This window comes from Escherichia sp. HH41S (genome assembly GCF_009820115.1).
In the GTDB taxonomy this organism is placed as follows: Bacteria; Pseudomonadota; Gammaproteobacteria; order Enterobacterales; family Enterobacteriaceae; genus Escherichia; species Escherichia coli_F.
Genome location: NZ_VNXE01000064.1, coordinates 192,397 through 209,809, shown reverse-complemented (window position 1 = coordinate 209,809; position 17,413 = coordinate 192,397). Strand labels below are relative to the sequence as shown.

At 53.9% G+C, this 17,413-nt stretch carries 19 protein-coding genes; 18 read left to right on the top strand and 1 reads right to left on the bottom strand.

From position 1 onward, the window contains the following. Window positions 1-9: 9 nt before the first annotated feature. The 7 genes from flgG to FQZ95_RS13115 all read left to right on the top strand — a co-directional run bounded on the left by flgG (window position 10) and on the right by FQZ95_RS13115 (window position 7,059). Window positions 10-795 (top strand): flagellar basal-body rod protein FlgG, encoded by a 786-nt coding sequence (gene flgG / locus FQZ95_RS13145; protein ID WP_000990540.1) that lies wholly within the window; start codon window positions 10-12, stop codon window positions 793-795. 330 nt (window positions 796-1,125) lie between these two features. After that, the gene (gene flgH, locus FQZ95_RS13140) at window positions 1,126-1,791 is read left to right on the top strand and encodes a flagellar basal body L-ring protein FlgH (protein WP_088542298.1); all 666 of its coding nucleotides are present in this window, start codon (window positions 1,126-1,128) and stop codon (window positions 1,789-1,791) included. Further along, on the top strand, window positions 1,791-2,906 hold the full coding sequence (locus FQZ95_RS13135) for a flagellar basal body P-ring protein FlgI (protein ID WP_422112253.1): 1,116 nt from the start codon (window positions 1,791-1,793) through the stop codon (window positions 2,904-2,906). Before flgH ends, FQZ95_RS13135 begins: the two co-directional genes overlap by 1 nt. Further along, complete coding sequence (locus FQZ95_RS13130) at window positions 2,906-3,205, top strand: rod-binding protein (RefSeq protein ID WP_000867179.1); 300 nt, start codon at window positions 2,906-2,908, stop codon at window positions 3,203-3,205. The genes FQZ95_RS13135 and FQZ95_RS13130 overlap by 1 nt, the downstream gene beginning before the upstream one ends. A gap of 539 nt (window positions 3,206-3,744) precedes the next feature. Then, a complete protein-coding gene (flgK, locus tag FQZ95_RS13125) occupies window positions 3,745-5,121 on the top strand; it encodes a flagellar hook-associated protein FlgK (RefSeq protein WP_160530278.1) in 1,377 nt (458 codons plus the stop codon). Window positions 5,122-5,135: 14 nt separating this feature from the next. After that, complete coding sequence (flgL, locus tag FQZ95_RS13120; protein WP_052893763.1) at window positions 5,136-6,065, top strand: flagellar hook-associated protein FlgL; 930 nt, start codon at window positions 5,136-5,138, stop codon at window positions 6,063-6,065. A 16-nt stretch (window positions 6,066-6,081) separates the two neighbouring features. Further along, window positions 6,082-7,059 (top strand): flagellar hook-associated protein, encoded by a 978-nt coding sequence (locus FQZ95_RS13115; RefSeq protein ID WP_088542295.1) that lies wholly within the window; start codon window positions 6,082-6,084, stop codon window positions 7,057-7,059. Window positions 7,060-7,117: 58 nt separating this feature from the next. Here FQZ95_RS13115 and FQZ95_RS13110 read toward each other — a convergent pair whose 3' ends face one another. Beyond that, window positions 7,118-7,960 carry a winged helix-turn-helix domain-containing protein gene (locus FQZ95_RS13110; protein WP_088542294.1) on the bottom strand — a complete coding sequence of 281 codons (843 nt, stop codon included), beginning with the start codon at window positions 7,958-7,960 and terminating at the stop codon, window positions 7,118-7,120. Between the two features lie 485 nt (window positions 7,961-8,445). Between FQZ95_RS13110 and lafA the strand changes: the two genes are divergently transcribed. The 11 genes from lafA (at window position 8,446) to FQZ95_RS13055 (ending at window position 17,231) form a co-directional block, all read left to right on the top strand. After that, on the top strand, window positions 8,446-9,360 hold the full coding sequence (gene lafA, locus FQZ95_RS13105; protein WP_000949083.1) for a lateral flagellin LafA: 915 nt from the start codon (window positions 8,446-8,448) through the stop codon (window positions 9,358-9,360). A gap of 174 nt (window positions 9,361-9,534) precedes the next feature. Then, on the top strand, window positions 9,535-10,851 hold the full coding sequence (gene fliD, locus FQZ95_RS13100) for a flagellar filament capping protein FliD (protein ID WP_088542293.1): 1,317 nt from the start codon (window positions 9,535-9,537) through the stop codon (window positions 10,849-10,851). Between the two features lie 22 nt (window positions 10,852-10,873). After that, window positions 10,874-11,266, top strand: a complete 393-nt coding sequence (fliS, locus tag FQZ95_RS13095) for a flagellar export chaperone FliS (RefSeq protein ID WP_160530277.1) — start codon at window positions 10,874-10,876, stop codon at window positions 11,264-11,266. A gap of 4 nt (window positions 11,267-11,270) precedes the next feature. Next, window positions 11,271-11,582, top strand: coding sequence for a flagellar protein FliT (locus tag FQZ95_RS13090; RefSeq protein WP_160530276.1), 312 nt, complete (start codon window positions 11,271-11,273; stop codon window positions 11,580-11,582). Continuing rightward, the gene (locus tag FQZ95_RS13085) at window positions 11,579-12,643 is read left to right on the top strand and encodes a flagellar hook-length control protein FliK (RefSeq protein ID WP_160530275.1); all 1,065 of its coding nucleotides are present in this window, start codon (window positions 11,579-11,581) and stop codon (window positions 12,641-12,643) included. Before FQZ95_RS13090 ends, FQZ95_RS13085 begins: the two co-directional genes overlap by 4 nt. A 7-nt stretch (window positions 12,644-12,650) precedes the next feature. Further along, the gene (locus FQZ95_RS13080) at window positions 12,651-13,118 is read left to right on the top strand and encodes a flagellar basal body-associated FliL family protein (protein ID WP_000725254.1); all 468 of its coding nucleotides are present in this window, start codon (window positions 12,651-12,653) and stop codon (window positions 13,116-13,118) included. 19 nt (window positions 13,119-13,137) lie between these two features. Further along, window positions 13,138-13,854, top strand: a complete 717-nt coding sequence (locus FQZ95_RS13075; RefSeq protein ID WP_160530274.1) for a FliA/WhiG family RNA polymerase sigma factor — start codon at window positions 13,138-13,140, stop codon at window positions 13,852-13,854. A 12-nt stretch (window positions 13,855-13,866) separates the two neighbouring features. Beyond that, entirely contained in the window at window positions 13,867-14,730 is an 864-nt protein-coding gene (gene motA / locus FQZ95_RS13070) for a flagellar motor stator protein MotA (protein ID WP_160530273.1), read from the top strand. 2 nt (window positions 14,731-14,732) lie between these two features. Next, the gene (lafU, locus tag FQZ95_RS13065; protein WP_088542289.1) at window positions 14,733-15,656 is read left to right on the top strand and encodes a putative lateral flagellar export/assembly protein LafU; all 924 of its coding nucleotides are present in this window, start codon (window positions 14,733-14,735) and stop codon (window positions 15,654-15,656) included. A gap of 70 nt (window positions 15,657-15,726) precedes the next feature. Continuing rightward, on the top strand, window positions 15,727-16,782 hold the full coding sequence (gene dinB / locus FQZ95_RS13060; RefSeq protein WP_001226156.1) for a DNA polymerase IV: 1,056 nt from the start codon (window positions 15,727-15,729) through the stop codon (window positions 16,780-16,782). After that, window positions 16,779-17,231: a GNAT family N-acetyltransferase gene (locus tag FQZ95_RS13055; RefSeq protein WP_160530272.1), complete on the top strand. Its 453-nt coding sequence runs from the start codon at window positions 16,779-16,781 to the stop codon at window positions 17,229-17,231. The genes dinB and FQZ95_RS13055 overlap by 4 nt, the downstream gene beginning before the upstream one ends. Window positions 17,232-17,413: the final 182 nt, after the last annotated feature.

Sequence of the window (17,413 nt, the reverse complement as noted above, 5' to 3'; positions counted from 1 at the left end):
TAAAGCACCATGAACGCAGCATTATGGATCAGCAAAACCGGCCTCTCGGCGCAGGATGCTGAAATGAGCGCGATTGCCAACAACATCGCCAACGTTAACACCACCGGCTTCAAGCGCGACCGGGTGATGTTTCAGGATCTGTTCTACCAGACCCAGGAAGCGCCGGGCGCGATGCTCGACCAGAACAACATCATGCCGACCGGGCTGCAATTCGGTAGCGGCGTGCGCATTGTCGGCACTCAGAAAACCTTTACCGAAGGCAACGTCGAAACCACCGACAACGCAATGAATGTCGCCATTATGGGGCAGGGTTTTTTGCAGGTGCAAAAGGCCAACGGTGATATCGCCTATACCCGCGACGGCAATTTGCAGGTAAATGCCGACGGCGTGCTAACCAACTCGCAGGGCTTGCCATTGCAGCCGGAAATCGACGTTCCGGCGGGGGCGACGAATGTTGCGTTTGGTGAGGACGGTACGGTGACGGCTATCTTACCCGGCGACAGCGACGTGACCGAGTTAGGGCAACTGACGCTGGTGAACTTCGCCAACCCGGCGGGGCTTTCCGCCGAGGGCGACAACCTCTATCTGGAAACCGCCGCCAGCGGTCAGCCGACCGAAGGCGTACCGGGCGAAGATGGGCTTGGCACCTTGCAGGACAATGCGCTCGAAGGCTCGAACGTGGATATTGTCAACGAAATGGTGGCGATGATTACGGTGCAACGCGCGTACGAGATGAACGCCAAAATGGTGTCGGCGGCGGACGATATGTTGCAGTACATCAGTCAGACGCTGTAAGGCGTTAAGGGCGGTGCGGCCTGATGCCCTCACCCCGGCCCTCTCCCACAGGGAGAGGGAGAAAAGCGGAGCACGATGTAAAAACGCGCTCGATCGGTCCCCTCGCCCCTTTGGGGAGAGGGTTAGGGTGAGGGGGAACGTGCGCGCTGATGCCCTCACCCCGGCCCTCTCCCACAGGGAGAGGGAGAAAAGCGGTGCACGATGTAACAACGTGCACAGGTCAGTCCCCTCTCCCTCGAGGGAGAGGGCTAGGGTGAGGGGGAACAAACCCGCTCCAACCCACCAAACAACCGGCCACCCCCGTGGCCTGCAACACTAAACAGGCAGAACGTGAAAAATTATCTCTGGCTGGTGGCGCTGCTTCCCCTGCTTGGCGGGTGTGAATCGCAGGCCATTCTGGTCAAAAAAGACGACGCATACTTTGCGCCACCGAAAACCGAAGCGCCGCCTCCGGCAGATGGGCGTGCCGGGGGCGTGTTTGAAACGGGCTACAACTGGTCGCTAACCGCCGACCGTCGGGCTTACCGCGTGGGCGATATCCTGACGGTGATCCTCGAAGAATCGACCCAGTCGAGCAAACAGGCGAAAACCAACTTCGGCAAAAGCAACAGCGTCGATATCACCGCGCCAACGGTATTTGGTCACACCAAAAATAACCTTTCCGGCTCCATCGACGCCAACCGCGACTTTGACGGCAGCGCCACGTCCCAGCAGCAGAACAGCCTGCGCGGGGAGATCACCGTTTCCGTTCATGCGGTGCAGCCTAACGGCATCCTGGAAATTCGCGGCGAGAAATGGCTCACCCTCAATCAGGGCGATGAGTACATCCGCTTAAGCGGCCTGGTGCGCGCCGACGATATCCAGAACGACAACTCGGTTTCCTCCCAGCGAATCGCCGACGCCCGCATCTCCTATGCCGGACGTGGCGCGTTAAGTGACGCCAACGCCGCAGGCTGGCTGACCCGGCTGTTTAACCATCCTCTGTTCCCGATTTAATGCCGGAGAGTGCAATGCAAAACTGTATAAAAACGGTGATGGTAGCCATAAGCCTGGCGCTACCCGGCGTGGCGCTGGCGCAATCGCTGGAGTCGCTGGTCAACGTACAGGGCGTGCGTGAAAACCAACTGGTCGGCTACAGCCTGGTGGTCGGCCTCGACGGTACGGGCGATAAAAACCAGGTCAAATTCACCAACCAGACCATCACCAATATGCTGCGCCAGTTTGGCGTGCAGCTGCCAAATAAAATCGACCCGAAGGTGAAAAACGTCGCCGCGGTGGCGGTGAGCGCCACATTGCCGCCGATGTACTCGCGCGGGCAGACCATTGATGTCACCGTCTCGTCGATTGGCGATGCCAAAAGTATTCGCGGCGGCACCTTGTTGCTGACCCAGTTGCACGGCGCAGATGGCGAAGTGTATGCCCTGGCGCAGGGAAGCGTGGTGGTGGGCGGGATGAATGCCACAGGGGCCAGCGGCTCGAGCGTAACGGTTAATACGCCGACCGCCGGGTTAATCCCCAATGGCGCGACGGTGGAGCGCGAAATTCCCAGCGATTTTCAGATGGGCGACACCATCACGCTCAACCTGAAACGTCCGTCGTTTAAAGACGCCAACAACATTGCGGCGGCGATCAACGCCTCGTTTGGCGGCATTGCCACGGCGCAGAGTTCCACCAACGTCACCGTGCGTGCGCCCACCAGCCCCGGCGCGCGGGTGGCGTTTATGTCTCAACTGGATGATGTGCAGGTACAGGCGGAGAAAATCCGCGCCCGCGTGGTGTTTAACTCGCGTACCGGTACGGTGGTGATGGGCGATGGCATCGCGCTGCACGCGGCGGCGGTGTCGCATGGCAGCCTGACTGTCTCAATTAACGAAACCAGCAACGTCAGCCAACCGAATGCCTTTGCGGGCGGGCGTACGGCAGTAACGCCGCAGAGCAATATCGCGGTGAATCATGCCCGTCCGGGCGTGGTGAGTTTGCCGGAATCGAGCAGCCTGAAAACGCTGGTCAATGCGCTGAACAGTTTAGGCGCAACGCCGGACGACATTATGTCGATTTTGCAGGCGCTGCATGAAGCGGGCGCGCTGGATGCCGACCTGGAGGTGATCTGATGAAAGTCAACGCCAGCGGCGGGATTGACGGTAGCGACGCATTAATGGGGCCAAAAGTTCAGGCCAATGATATCAAGCAGGCCGCAGAGCAGTTTGAGGCGATTTTTTTACGCAACATGCTCAAAGAGATGCGTAAAACCAACGAGTTGTTTGATTCGAAAGATAACCCGTTTAACAGCGATTCGGTGCGCATGATGCAGGGGTTTTATGACGATGAGTTGTGTAACACCCTGGCGCAGCAGCACGGGATCGGGATCGCGGCGATGATTGTGAAGCAGTTGTCGCCGAAGCATAAATGAGGCTCCGACGTTCGGTGCCTGATGCGACGCTGACGCGTCTTATCAGGCCTACGAGTCCGCACATATTTTTATATTTGCGCCCGTATGTAGGCCGGATAAGGCGTTCACGCCGCATCCGGCGTTCGGTGCACGGTGCCTGATGCGACGCTGTCGCGTCTTATCAGGCCTACGAGTCCGCACATATTTTTATGTTTGCGCCCGTATGTAGGCCGGATAAGGCGTTTACGCCGCATCCGGCTATCGGTGCACGGTGCCTGATGCGACGCTGTCTCGTCTTATCAGGCCTACGAGTCCGCACCTGTTTTTATGGGTGTGCCCGTTTGTAGGCCGGATAAGGCGTTCACGCCGCATCCGGCGTTCGGTGCACAACGCCTGATGCGACGCTGACGCGTCTTATCAGGCCTACGAGTTCGCACATATTTTTATGTTTGTGCCCGTATGCAGGCTGCATCCGGCGTCTGGCGCCCGGTTTACGGAACTTAAGAATCCCCAACTTCACGCCGCTTTTAACCGGCACGATTTACCGGTAAGGATCCAACATGGACATGATTAACATCGGCTACAGCGGCGCATCAACCGCGCAGGTGGAACTGAACGTCACGGCGCAAAACACCGCTAACGCCATGACCACGGGCTACACCCGCCAGGTGGCGGAGATTAGCACCATCGGTGCCAGCGGCGGTTCGCCGAACAGCGCCGGAAACGGCGTGCAGGTCGACAGCATTCGCCGCGTCTCCAACCAGTATCAGGTGAATCAGGTGTGGTATGCCGCCAGCGATTATGGCTATTACAGCACCCAGCAGGGGTATCTCACGCAACTGGAAGCGGTACTGAGCGACGATAACAGCAGCCTGAGCGGCGGGTTCGATAACTTCTTCGCCGCCCTTAACGAAGCGACCACCAGCCCGGACGATTCCGCCCTGCGCGAGCAGGTGATCAGCGAAGCCGGAGCGCTGTCGTTGCGTATCGATAACACGCTCGATTACATCGACTCGCAAAGCACGGAAATCATCAGCCAGCAGCAGGCGATGGTGTCGCAAATCAATACGCTCACCAGCGGCATCGCCAGCTATAACCAGCAAATCGCCCAGGCCGAAGCCAACGGGGATAACGCCTCCGCGCTGTACGATGCCCGCGACCAGATGGTGGAAGAACTCAGCGGGATGATGGATGTGCAGGTCAATATCGACGACCAGGGCAACTACAACGTCACCCTGCAAAACGGTCAGCCGCTGGTGAGCGGGCAGCAAAGTTCGACCATTGCGCTGGAAACCAACGCCGATGGCACGCCAACGATGACACTGACCTTTGCCGGAACGACCTCGACCATGACCACCGATACCGGCGGTTCATTAGGCGCACTTTTTGATTATCAAAACGACGTCCTGACGCCGCTGACCGACACCATCAACAGCATGGCGTCGCAGTTTGCCGATGCGGTCAACAACCAGCTGGCGCAGGGCTACGATCTCAACGGTAACCCCGGCGAGCCGCTGTTTATTTACGATGCCAGTAATGCCGATGGCCCGCTGACCGTTAACCCGGATATCACCGCCGATGAACTGGCGTTCTCCAGTTCGCCGGATGAAAGCGGCAACAGCGACAACCTCCAGGCGCTGATCAACATCTCCACTGAGCCGCTGGAGATAGACAACCTCGGCAGCGTGACGGTCGGTCAAGCGTGCTCGTCAATCATCAGCAATATCGGCATTTACACTCAGCAAAACCAGACCGAAGTGACCGCTGCGTCCAATGTCTATTCTGAGGCGCAAAACCAGCAGAGCAGCGTCAGCGGCGTCAGCATGGACGAAGAGGCGGTGAACCTGATTACCTATCAACAAATTTATGAAGCCAATCTGAAAGTCATTTCCGCCGGGGCCGAGATTTTCGATTCGGTGCTGGAAATGTGCAGCTAAGCGGGAGCGCGAAAATGCGAGTAACCACCCAACAAACCTACGTCTCGATGACGCAAAGTTTTAATAATCTCTCCGGCTCCCTGGCGCATGTGGTCGAGCAGATGGCAACCGGCAAGGAAATTTTGCAGCCATCGGATGACCCTATCGCCGCCACGCGCATCACTCAGTTAAACCGCCAGCAGTCGGCGATTGAGCAGTATCAGAGCAATATCGACTCCGCGTCGGCGGGGTTAAGCCAGCAGGAGTCGATTCTCGATGGCGTCAACAACAGCCTGCTGGCGGTGCGTGACGACCTGCTGGAAGCGGCGAACGGCACCAATACCGCCGACTCGCTGGCAAGCCTCGGGCAGGATATTGAGTCGCTCACCGAATCCATGGTCGCGGCGCTCAATTATCAGGATGAAGACGGGCATTACGTGTTTGGCGGCACTATCAACGATCAACCGCCGATTGTGGCGGTGGACGATGACGGTGATGGCGTCACCGACAGCTATAGCTATCAGGGTAACAGCGACCACCGCCAGACCACGGTGTCGAACGGCGTCGAAGTGGATACCAACGTAGCGGCGAGCGATTTCTTCGGCAGTAATTTAGACGTGCTCAACACGCTCAATTCGCTCTCTCAGGAGTTGCAAAACCCGGACGTTGACCCGGCAGATCCGCAGGTACAAAGCGATATTCAAAACGCCGTTAATGTGGTGGACACCGCCTCGGACGACCTCAACGCCTCGATTGCGTCGCTCGGCGAGACACAAAACACCATGTCGATGTTGAGCGATGCACAGACCGATATCTCGACATCTAATGATGAGTTGATTGGTTCACTCCAGGATCTCGATTACGGCCCGGCGTCGATCACCTTTACCGGACTGGAAGTGGCAATGGAAGCTACCCTCAAGACTTACTCGAAGGTGAGTGAGTTGAATTTGTTCAGCGTTCTCTAACTCTTTCAGGAACAGTATGCAGGTCGGACTTACTTCTTCATCACTCGCCACCAGCGGTGCGCATAGCGCCGCGGTATCGTCGTCAACCGTTGCGCCCACTCAGGCGGTGCGGCAAAAGCTCCCGGCGACGGCGAGTGAATATCCGGCCTCACCGCTGATTACCACTCGCCCGCAGCGTTACAGCGTGCAGCTTAACGACCAGCTCACCACCTTGCAGCAGGCGGATCACTATCTCGGGCAACTGGAACAGCAGTTGCTCGATTATCGTCATAGCCAGCGTAAGAGCGGGCAGGCGCAGGGTACGGCGCTCACGCAGATGCTGGATAAACGCACCGCACTTTCCGGCGGCGCGGTGGACCGCCAGTTGCAGCCGGTGTTACAGGGCGAAGCGCGGGTGACCTTTCACTCGCCGGATCTGGCAAATCTCGTCAACAACCCTACACCGGGAACGCGCATGTTCAGCGTTTCTGACGGGCGGCAGACCCAGCTTTCGGCGGTGATGCTGTCTGAGGATGATAACGCCGGGCAGTACCAGACACGGCTGACCAACGCCCTGCGCCGCGTAGGCGTGCAGCTGCATCAGCAAGCGGATGGCATCAGTTTCTCCACCACTGAAAAACAATGGCCCCATATCGAGCGCACCTTAAGCGTGCGCACCGATGGCGATAAATCAGCGTTTATGCCGCTAAAAACCTTTGCCGAACCCTCTGAAGCCGAGCGGTTAGCGCAAAGCCTGCAACAGGGCGGGGCGGGGATTTCTCAGACGTTAGAAAACATTAATCAGCAGCGCGCGAAGATGGCGGTGCAGCAGGAAAAAGCCCGCCAGTTGATCGACGGCATGTCCCGCTTTCCGCAGACAGAAAGCGCGGTACAGGCGTCGGAAAATCTCGGCGGTGTGCTCGACAGCGCCAATCATAACTATCAGGTTTTATTGCAGGCGGTGAACGGTCAGGCGCGAATTTCCAGCCAGTCGGTGAGGAATTTATTGGGGTAATTATCGGTAGGCCGGATAAGACGCGTTTAGCGTCGCATCCGACATATATTCGTATCCATCAGCACTTCTGCACAGTATTTAACAACTTCTCTAAATTCTGATACATCGTGCTATTAATATCACTGTTCTGCCAGCCTTCCACATTAAAGGTTAATTGCCAGCTACCATTGCACTGGTTGCGCAGAACAATATCACTCTCCAGTCGGTTACGAACATATTTATAATAGGTTGTCATTGTCATATTATGCGCTGACAATAAATTATCGAGTTTGTCTTTTCCTGGTGCGAGGGTTTGTGATAGTAACGGTACGGAATTATTTTCTCCAGTAGAAGTTAAATGAAATATTTTTATTCTTGGACTGTTAATTGACTCTTTTACCAGTTGCGGGGCGTCAGGTGTACTTTTCAAGTGTGAATAGCCCACGGTCGAGCCAACAAATATAACAGCTGCGCTCAACGCCAGCCCTATCATTTCTTTATATTTTTTTCTACCAGGTAAAGGCGGTGTTGTCGAAGATATCTTTTCTGGCACAGTTTTCTGTACCTGGTCGGTAATCATCAGCTTTTCCGCAGGCGATGATTCCGGCAAAGACACATACTCTTTATTGCACAAGTAACCTTTTTTCGGGATGGTTTTGATAATGTTCTGTTGTTTGCCATCATCGTCGATAGCAACGCGCAACGCATGGATCGCCGTCGGCAGGCTGTTACCGCCGACAATGCGGTTCTTCCACACTTCGGCACATAAATAAGATCGCGATAAAACCACATCGGCATTTTTTGCTAATGTTTCCAGCAAAATAAAATGGTATTCGCCGAGACGACGTGTTTCACCCGTTTCGCAATGTATTAAGGCATTAAGCGACGGGTCCATCCGCCAGTTGTTGATAATAATACTCATAGTTGAGTTTACCTTAGCAAGGGATAAATGGTTCCTGATAGTGCTTTACATAAAGCACAGTCTTATACGTCCCTGAGAAGATGATTTTTATGCGTGATAATTAATATTTTATGGTAATAGGATTATTCTTAATCACTATATGGCGTGGGAATGTAACGAAATGACAGGACAGGTACAATAGCCAAATGTGTACTATTTGCAACGCAATGTAAATTTTGGCATCAGTACATTGTGAAGAAAACGCGTTAATTGATGACAATCTTAACTATATCAAGCAATTGATAAAGACATATTTTGATACCTGGCCATGTGGCAGATATTGCTAATAATCTTTTTATCTGAATTTAAACTCTGCTTTTTTTAGCTAAAAGTGGCATCAGATAATACGTGGCGAAATTTTTTTCATAGTGATTTTAAGTTTGCGCCTGAGGTGTCGTTTTTACAGGGTATCGAAACGAAAACGATTAATCCCAAGGAGCAGTATCATGTTATCTATTAACACCAATAACGCCTCAATGGCCGCCGTTAATGCAATCAGCAAAAGCAGCTCTTCTCTGTCTACATCTATGGAACGCCTGGCGACAGGTAACCGGATTAACTCTTCTGCCGATGACGCCGCGGGCAAACAAATTGCTAACCGTCTGACTGCACAGTCCAGCGGTATGGGCGTGGCGCTGAGCAACATAAATGATGCAACCGCGATGCTGCAAACCGCTGACAGCATGTTCGACGAAATGTCTGATGTGCTGGGTCGTATGAAAGACTTGTCAACTCAGGCAGCGAACGGCACCTACAGCGACGATGACCTGCAGGCGATGCAGGACGAATACGACGAACTGGGTCAGCAGATGTCTGACATGCTGCAAAACACCACTTATGGCGGCACCAACCTGTTCGGTGTTTCCGGTACCAGCAACACCGGTACTGACGGTCTGTTCCAGAGCGCAGTAACTTTCCAGGTGGGCGCGGAATCTTCCGATACCATGACCGTGAACATTTCAAGCCAACTGAACACGCTGGTGACGGATCTTTCTGCTATCAGCAACTCCTTTAGTGCGGATCAGGCTGACACCACTGGCACCGCAGGCGTTTCTGGCGGTACTGAACTGACCGCATCTGGCTCGGCTAACCAGATGATCACCAGCATTTCTACCGCGATGGATGATGTTTCGCAGATCCAATCCAAGCTGGGTGCGTCTATTAACCGTCTGAACGACACTGCCAACAACCTGACCAGCATGCAGGACAACACCGAAGTCGCTATCGGCAACATTATGGATACCGACTACGCGACGGAAGCGTCCAACATGACCAAACAGCAGGTGCTGATGCAAACCGGTATCACGATGCTGAAACAGTCCAACAGCATGTCCAGCATGGTTTCCAGCCTGCTGCAGTAAGTTCGGGCCTACAAACAACACCGCCTGCGGGCGGTGTTGTGCTTTTTGCGGCAGGCACTTTTCCGCCGAACCGGAAACACGCTTTCCGCCCATTTTTCAATCTATTGATTATTCACATAAAAATTATTGGCACGCCTTTTGCCAATAACCTGACATCGTTATCCGGAGTCATCAATGATTAACCCAAGAACTATTGCCCAGGAAATCGCTTATGCGGATGTCGCCACTCAGGCGGCAAATTTGCAGGAAAAGCAAACGGAGCTGGATGCCGAAAGCAGCGGCCTGGATACGCTCAGCTCGGCGTTAAGCGATTTCCAGAGCGCCGTTGACGCGCTGAACAGCGATACCGACGGCCCGGTAACGTTTGCCGCCACCAGCAATAATGACTCGGCGACCGTTTCCGCTAACTCGCAGGCACAGGCGGGAAGCTACTCATTTTTCGTTGAGCAACTGGCGCAGGGGCAGCAGACCACGTTCAGTATGGGCGACGACGCCTTTTCCGCTACCGGCACCTTCGAGCTGACGATGGGCGACAGCACCATGGATATTGATTTGTCGGCGGCGGATCAGAACGGTGACGGCGACGGTTTTATCGACGCCAGCGAGCTGGTGAATGCGATTAACGACTCTGACGATAACCCCGGCGTTTCAGCGGCACTGGTAAAAACCGATGGCACCACCACCATTATGCTCACCTCGGACAGCACCGGGGCGCAGAGCGCGTTTTCGGTGAGCGTAACGGGGCATGATGCCAGCAACGATAGCGCCAGTGCGCCCGTTGCCACGGATGTTTCCTCCGCTCAGGACGCGATTATTCATCTCGGCAGTGCCACGGGGCCTGAGATCACCAACAGCAGCAATACCTTTGATGATGTGATCCCCGGCGTCACCATGACTTTCACCGAAGTCAGCGATTCTGACAGCGATCTCACTACCTTTAACATCAGCGAAGATTCCAGCGCCAGCCAGGAGAAAGTACAGACTTTTGTTGATGCTTATAACACCTTGATTGATACGGTTGATTCGTTGACCACCCACGGTGATGACAGTACCAGCGCCGGGGTATTTGCGGGTGACGCCGGGCTCAGCTCACTGGCGAACCAGCTCGATGATATCGCCCATGCCAGCTACAACGGGGTGTCGATTGTTGACTATGGCATCACGCTTGATTCTCACGGCCACTTACAGATTGACTCCGACCAGTTCAACGACGAAATGGCGAAAAATCCTGACGGTCTGACCTCTATTTTCGTTGGCGACAACAGCATGGTGGCGCAGATGGACGATCTGATTAACACCTACACGGACTCCAGCAACGGCATCATCACCCTGCGCCAGCAGAACATTGACGATCAGATGAGCAAAATTCAGGACGAAGGCGATCAGCTTACCGATACCTATAACGCCAACTATGACCGTTATCTGGAGGAGTACACCAACACGCTGGTTGAGGTGTACACCATGAAAGCCAGCATGGCGGCATTCGCGTAACTCAGAAGGAATATCCCTAAAGATGTACCAAGTACAGGATGGCTATTCGCAATATAAAGAGATCGATCTCGCGGCGCGTACTGCGGCGGCATCGCCTCTGGAACTGGTGCTGGTGCTGTTTTCTGGTCTGATGGACGAGCTGGAACGCGCCAAAAGTCATATTGAAGGGCGGCGTTTCGAGAAGAAAGCCCAGAGCATCAATAAATGTATCGACATTCTCAATGCGCTTACCAGTTCGCTGGAATTTGAAACCGGCGGCGAGCTGGTGGTCAACCTTTCATGCCTCTATGACCACTGTGTGTATCGCTTGTATGAAGCCAGCGGTGAACTGTCGGCAGAGAAAATCGATGAAGTGATGCTGATCTTAAGCAATCTGCGCGAAGGCTGGGAAGGGCTTTCGGGCAAGCTGGGTTAAGACGATGGAAAAACAATGCAGGCAACTTTTCGCGCTGGTTGAGGCGATGAATGAGGCACTGGATAAACAACGCTGGCGACGCCTTCCGGCACTGCATCAGCAGTTGATGCGCCAGTTTCACGATTACGCGGCGGCGGAAACCGATGCGGCGCAGTTGTGTGCGGTAAAAGCACATTTATACGGCGCGTTTAATGCCCTGATTAAACGGCGCGAGCAGCGTGCAGAAGTGTTGAAGGCGCGTATGGAACAGCATCAGCGCCATCAGGAAGGCGTGCTGGCCTACTCAATTGTTAATTTACTTTCGGAGAAGTCATGAATCCGGCATTGCTTGCCACGCTTGGAACGCTTGCGGAAACGGCGTCGCTGAAAGCGGATATTTTACCGCCGGTGAGCGGTGAAAACGCGCCCGCGTTTACCCTGCCGAAAATGGCGGTCGCGGCGGTGGCGGAGCGCGTTCATAGCGCTAAAACCAGCCAGCAACAGGCGACGCGCCCGCAGGAGAACGATCCGGTGGCGATGCAGGCGCTACTGGCACTGTTACTTCCGCAACCTGCCGCGCTGCATCAGGACACGCCGCAGCCGCGAAATGTCGCAACATCGCCGGTTATCCAGCACTTGACGAAAGCGGTGGCGCAAAACGCGCCGCAGCGCTCGACGCAACAGCAGGAGCCCACACCGTTGCCGCTGCAGTTGCAGGCGCTGGTCGGCCAGTTGCCACAGGCGAAACCGGAGCAGCAGGCCAGACTGGCGACTTACGCCAGTGAAGATTTACATGCCATTGCGCCGACGCAGCCGCGCGTATCGGCACAGCCCGCTCGTCCGAAACCTGAGCCAAACCGCGTGACCGCGCGCCCGCAGGTCGAGCGTAAAACGGAAAAAGTAGCAGACAGCGAGCCGGTTATTGCGCGGGGCGTGTTGCAGGTTAAGACGCCGGAGCTGGTCAGCGATCATCAGGAGATTGTCGCCAAACCAGCCACGCTTTCGATGGACGAACTGGGCGAAAAGCTGACGACGCTTCTGAAAGATCAGATTCACTTTCAGCTCAACAAACAGCAGCAGATCTCCACGATACGTCTTGATCCGCCGTCGCTTGGCAAGCTCGAGATCGCCGTGCAACTCGACAACGGCAAACTGACGGTGCACATCGGCGCGAACCAAAGCGAGGTTTGTCGCGCGTTACAGCAGTTTAGCGACGATCTCCGCCAGCATCTGACGGCGCAAAATTTTATGGAGGTGAACGTACAGGTCTCCTCCGAAGGGCAGTCGCAGCAACAGCAACAACAGTCGGGCCATCAGCAGGAGGAGGTGAGTGCCGCCTTACAGCTTGATGATGCGCCTCAATTTCAACAGAACGAATCCGTTTTAATCAAAGTGTAAAGGCAAGATGAAGAAAATCGTGGTGGCGGGCGTGGTCAGCGCCGTGCTGGCGTTAGTGGTAGGTGCCGGAGCAGGATGGGGAGTCTGGCATCATTATGCCGGAAAAGGAAAACCGACTGCCGCCGCGCAGACGGAATCCGTGGAAACTCTGGATGAGAGCAAAAGCGTATTTGTGACCTTACCGGAAACCATTGTCACGCTGCATGATAAAAATGGCGCGGATCATTATTTGTCGGCGGAGTTAGTCATGGTGGTCGCCAGTGATAAAGAAGCGGAAAAAATAAAACATCAGGAGCCGCTGTATCAAAGTATTGCAGTTGAATGCCTGACGGAAATGAAATTTGAAGATTTGCGCGGCATGAAAATATCTGCCATCCGCAAACTGATTTCTGACGCGTTAAAGCAAGATCTTCAGCGTCGCAAAATGAGCGCACCGTATAAGGATTTACTGGTGAAAAAAGTGGTCTTCCAGTAATCACCAGGCGGATATAAACATGCTACAGGATGTATTCGAGTCAGAAGAATTTGCTGCCGCGCCGGTATTAACCCCGCAGCAGGAGAGCCACTATTTGCAGGCCTATTTACCGTTGGTACGTAAAGTGGTGCGGCAACTTGCCCCGCAATGTAACTGCATTATTGACCGTCAGGATATGGAACAAACGGCGTTAATGGGGCTGCTTAACGCCATTCGCCGCTACGGGCTGCCGGATGAAGGTTTTGCGGGCTATGCCGTGCACCGGATTCGCGGTGCGATCCTGGATGAGCTGCGCGCTCTCGACTGGCGACCGCGCCATCTGCGGCAGAAATATCATCAGATGAAGGACCTGATTCGCGAAACGCGTAAGAAACTGGGGCACGAACCGGAGTGGTCAGAGCTGGCTGTGGAAGGGATCTCGCATGAAGATTATCTCGAATATCAGCAACTGGAAGGAGCGGAAACGCTCGCCAGCCTTGACGAACTGCTGAACGGCGAAGGGCCTGGCATTCCGCTTGCTGGCAGGGAACTGGAAGATCAGTTTATTACTCAGCAAATGCTGCAACAGGCGCTTTCACAATTAAGTGAAAAAGAGCAACTGATCCTCTCCATGTATTACCAACATGAGATGAATCTCAAAGAAATTGCGCTGGTATTAGGGCTAACCGAGGCCCGAATTTGTCAACTGAATAAACAGATCGCGCAGAAAATTCGTGATTTTGTCTATCCGAATTAAAGTGAAGAAATCATGCAAAAAATATTAGGTTTACTGGTGGTGCTCGGCTGCGTATTTGGCGGATATTTTGAAGCGGGTGGACAATTAGTCGCTATCTGGCAACCGGCGGAAATGATCATTATTTTAGGCGCAGGTTTCGGGGCAATGATTATTGGTAACCCAAAACATGTGCTGAAAGAGATTGCTCATCAAATTAAAGGCGTGATCAGTAAAAAACAGCTCGGGCCGGAGTTTCAGCGTCAGCTTTTAATGTGCCTGTATGAGTTGCTCGAAATGGTGCAAAACGGCGGCCTGCGTATGCTGGATCAGCATATCGAGCAGCCGGAAGAGAGCACCATTTTCCAGAAATACCCGCTGATATTAACCCAGAAGCGGCTGGTGACTTTTATTGCCGATAACTTTCGCCTGATGGCGATGGGCAAAATCGACGCCCATGAACTGGAAGGCATTATCGATCAGGAGCTGGACACCGCCGAAGAGTCGCTGCTCACGCCGTCGCGCTCATTGCAACGTACCGCCGAAGCGATGCCGGGGTTTGGCATTTGTGCGGCAGTGCTCGGCATCATCATCACCATGCAGTCGATTGACGGCTCTATCGCCCTGATTGGCCTGAAAGTGGCGGCGGCGCTGGTGGGAACGTTTTTAGGCGTGTTTATCTGCTACTGCCTGATGGACCCGCTCGCCAACGCCATGGAACAGCAGGCGCGGGCGGAACATTCCCTGCTGGAGTGCGTGCGTACCGTGCTGGTGGCGCAGGCGGGCGGCAAACCGACGCTGCTGGCGGTGGATGCCGGGCGTAAGCTGCTGCATCTGGCGTCCAAACCGACTTTCGCCAACCTCGACGCGTGGGTGAATGCGATGCTGGAGCAAGAATAAGCATGAGGAAGACGGGCAACCGCCGCGAGCGAGGGGCAAAAACCACCATCGTCCGGCGGCAGATCAAAAAGAATCATGCCGGGCATCACGGCGGGGCGTGGAAGGTGGCGTTCGCCGACTTTACCCTGGCGATGATGGCACTATTCATGACGCTGTGGATAGTGAACAGCGTCAGTAAATCCGAGCGTGAAAGCATTATCGCCGCGCTGCACGGGCAGTCGATTTTCAATGGCGGCGGGCTGTCGCCGTTAAATAAAATCAGCCCGACGCATCCGCTGAAACCTGCCACCGTGGCGGTGCCGGAAGAGACGGAGAAAAAAGCGCGCGACGTCAACGAGAAAACGGCGCTACTGAAGAAGAAGTCCGCCACTGAGCTTGGCGAGCTGGCGACCAGTATCAACACCATCGCCCGCGATGCGCATATGGAAGCCAATCTGGAGATGGAGATTGTCCCGCAGGGATTACGCGTGCTGATTAAAGATGACCAGAACCGCAATATGTTTGAACGCGGCAGCGCGAAGATTATGCCGTTCTTTAAAACGCTGCTGGTGGAGCTCGCGCCGGTATTCGACTCGCTCGACAACAAAATTATTATTACCGGGCATACCGATGCGATGGCCTATAAAAGCAATATCTACAACAACTGGAACCTTTCGGGTGACCGCGCGCTCTCGGCCCGTCGGGTGCTGGAAGACGCCGGAATGCCGGAAGATAAAGTGATGCAGGTAAGCGCGATGGCGGACCAGATGCTGCTGGACGCGAAAAATCCGCAAAGCGCGGGCAATCGGCGCATTGAGATTATGGTGCTGACCAAAAGCGCGTCCGATACGTTGTATCAATATTTTGGTCAGCATGGCGATAAAGTGGTGCAGCCGCTGGTGCAAAAGCTGGATAAGCAGCAGGTGCTTTCGCAACGAACGCGTTAAATGCTGAATCTTTACGCATTTCTCAAACCCTGAAATCACTGTATACTTTACCAGTGTTGAGAGGTGAGCAATGCGTAAAATCATTCATGTGGATATGGACTGCTTTTTCGCCGCGGTGGAGATGCGCGACAATCCCGCCCTGCGCGATATCCCTATTGCTATTGGCGGCAGCCGCGAACGCCGGGGGGTGATCAGCACCGCCAATTATCCCGCGCGTAAATTTGGCGTGCGTAGCGCCATGCCAACCGGCATGGCGCTCAAACTGTGTCCGCATCTCACCTTGCTTCCAGGGCGCTTTGACGCCTACAAAGAAGCGTCAAATCATATCCGCGAAATCTTCTCTCGCTACACATCGCGTATTGAGCCGCTGTCGCTGGATGAAGCTTATCTCGACGTCACCGACAGCGTACATTGCCACGGTTCTGCGACCCTTATTGCTCAGGAAATCCGTCAGACGATTTTCAACGAGCTGCAACTTACCGCCTCTGCGGGCATTGCGCCGGTAAAGTTTCTTGCCAAAATCGCCTCTGATATGAATAAACCCAACGGACAGTTTGTGATTACGCCGGCGGACGTCCCGGCATTTCTGCAAACCTTACCGCTGGCAAAAATTCCCGGTGTCGGCAAAGTCTCGGCGGCAAAACTGGAAGCGATGGGGCTGCGGACCTGCGGCGATGTACAAAAGTGTGATCTGGTGACGTTGCTTAAACGCTTTGGCAAATTTGGCCGCATTTTATGGGAGCGTAGTCAGGGGATTGACGAGCGCGACGTTAACAGCGAAAGGTTGCGAAAATCCGTCGGTGTAGAACGCACGATGGCGGAAGATATTCATCACTGGTCTGAATGTGAAGCGATTATCGAGCGGTTGTACCCGGAACTTGAACGCCGTCTGGCAAAGGTAAAACCTGATTTGCTGATTGCCCGCCAGGGGGTGAAATTAAAGTTCGACGATTTTCAGCAAACCACCCAGGAACACGTCTGGCCGCGGCTGAATAAAGCTGACTTGATCGCCACTGCGCGTAAAACCTGGGATGAACGCCGTGGCGGGCGCGGTGTGCGGCTGGTGGGGCTGCATGTGACGTTGCTGGATCCGCAAATGGAAAGACAACTGGTGTTGGGATTATGAATAATATACAAATAAGAGACTATCAGCCTGGCGATTTTCAGCAACTATGCGCTATTTTTATTAGAGCGGTTACGATGACCGCCAGTCAGCATTATTCACCACAACAAATTGCCGCCTGGGCGCAGATTGATGAACATCGATGGAAAGAGAAACTCGCGAAATCACAAGTGCGGGTTGCTGTGATTAATGCACAACCGGTTGGTTTTATTACCTGCATTGAGCATTATATCGATATGTTATTTGTTGATCCGAAATACAACCGCTGCGGGGTTGCCAGCGCTTTGTTAAAACCTTTGATTAAGTCTGAATCCGAACTTACGGTAGATGCCAGCATAACCGCAAAACCCTTTTTTGAACGTTATGGTTTTCAGACAGTTAAGCAGCAGCGCGTTGAATGCCGGGGAGCGTGGTTTACTAATTTTCATATGCGATATAAACCGCAACATTAAATTCAGCTTGCAATGAAAATAACGCCCGCCTAATATGTGCGCGTTTTCTTATTCCACAAACTGCAAGGAGGTAAATCATGAAAAATCCTTTATCAATGACTCTTTGCAGACCTTTCCAGGATTAATTCTTTTTTTCTTGCCCTGGATTCGTCTGCCATTTCCTGATTTTTATATTTATATAC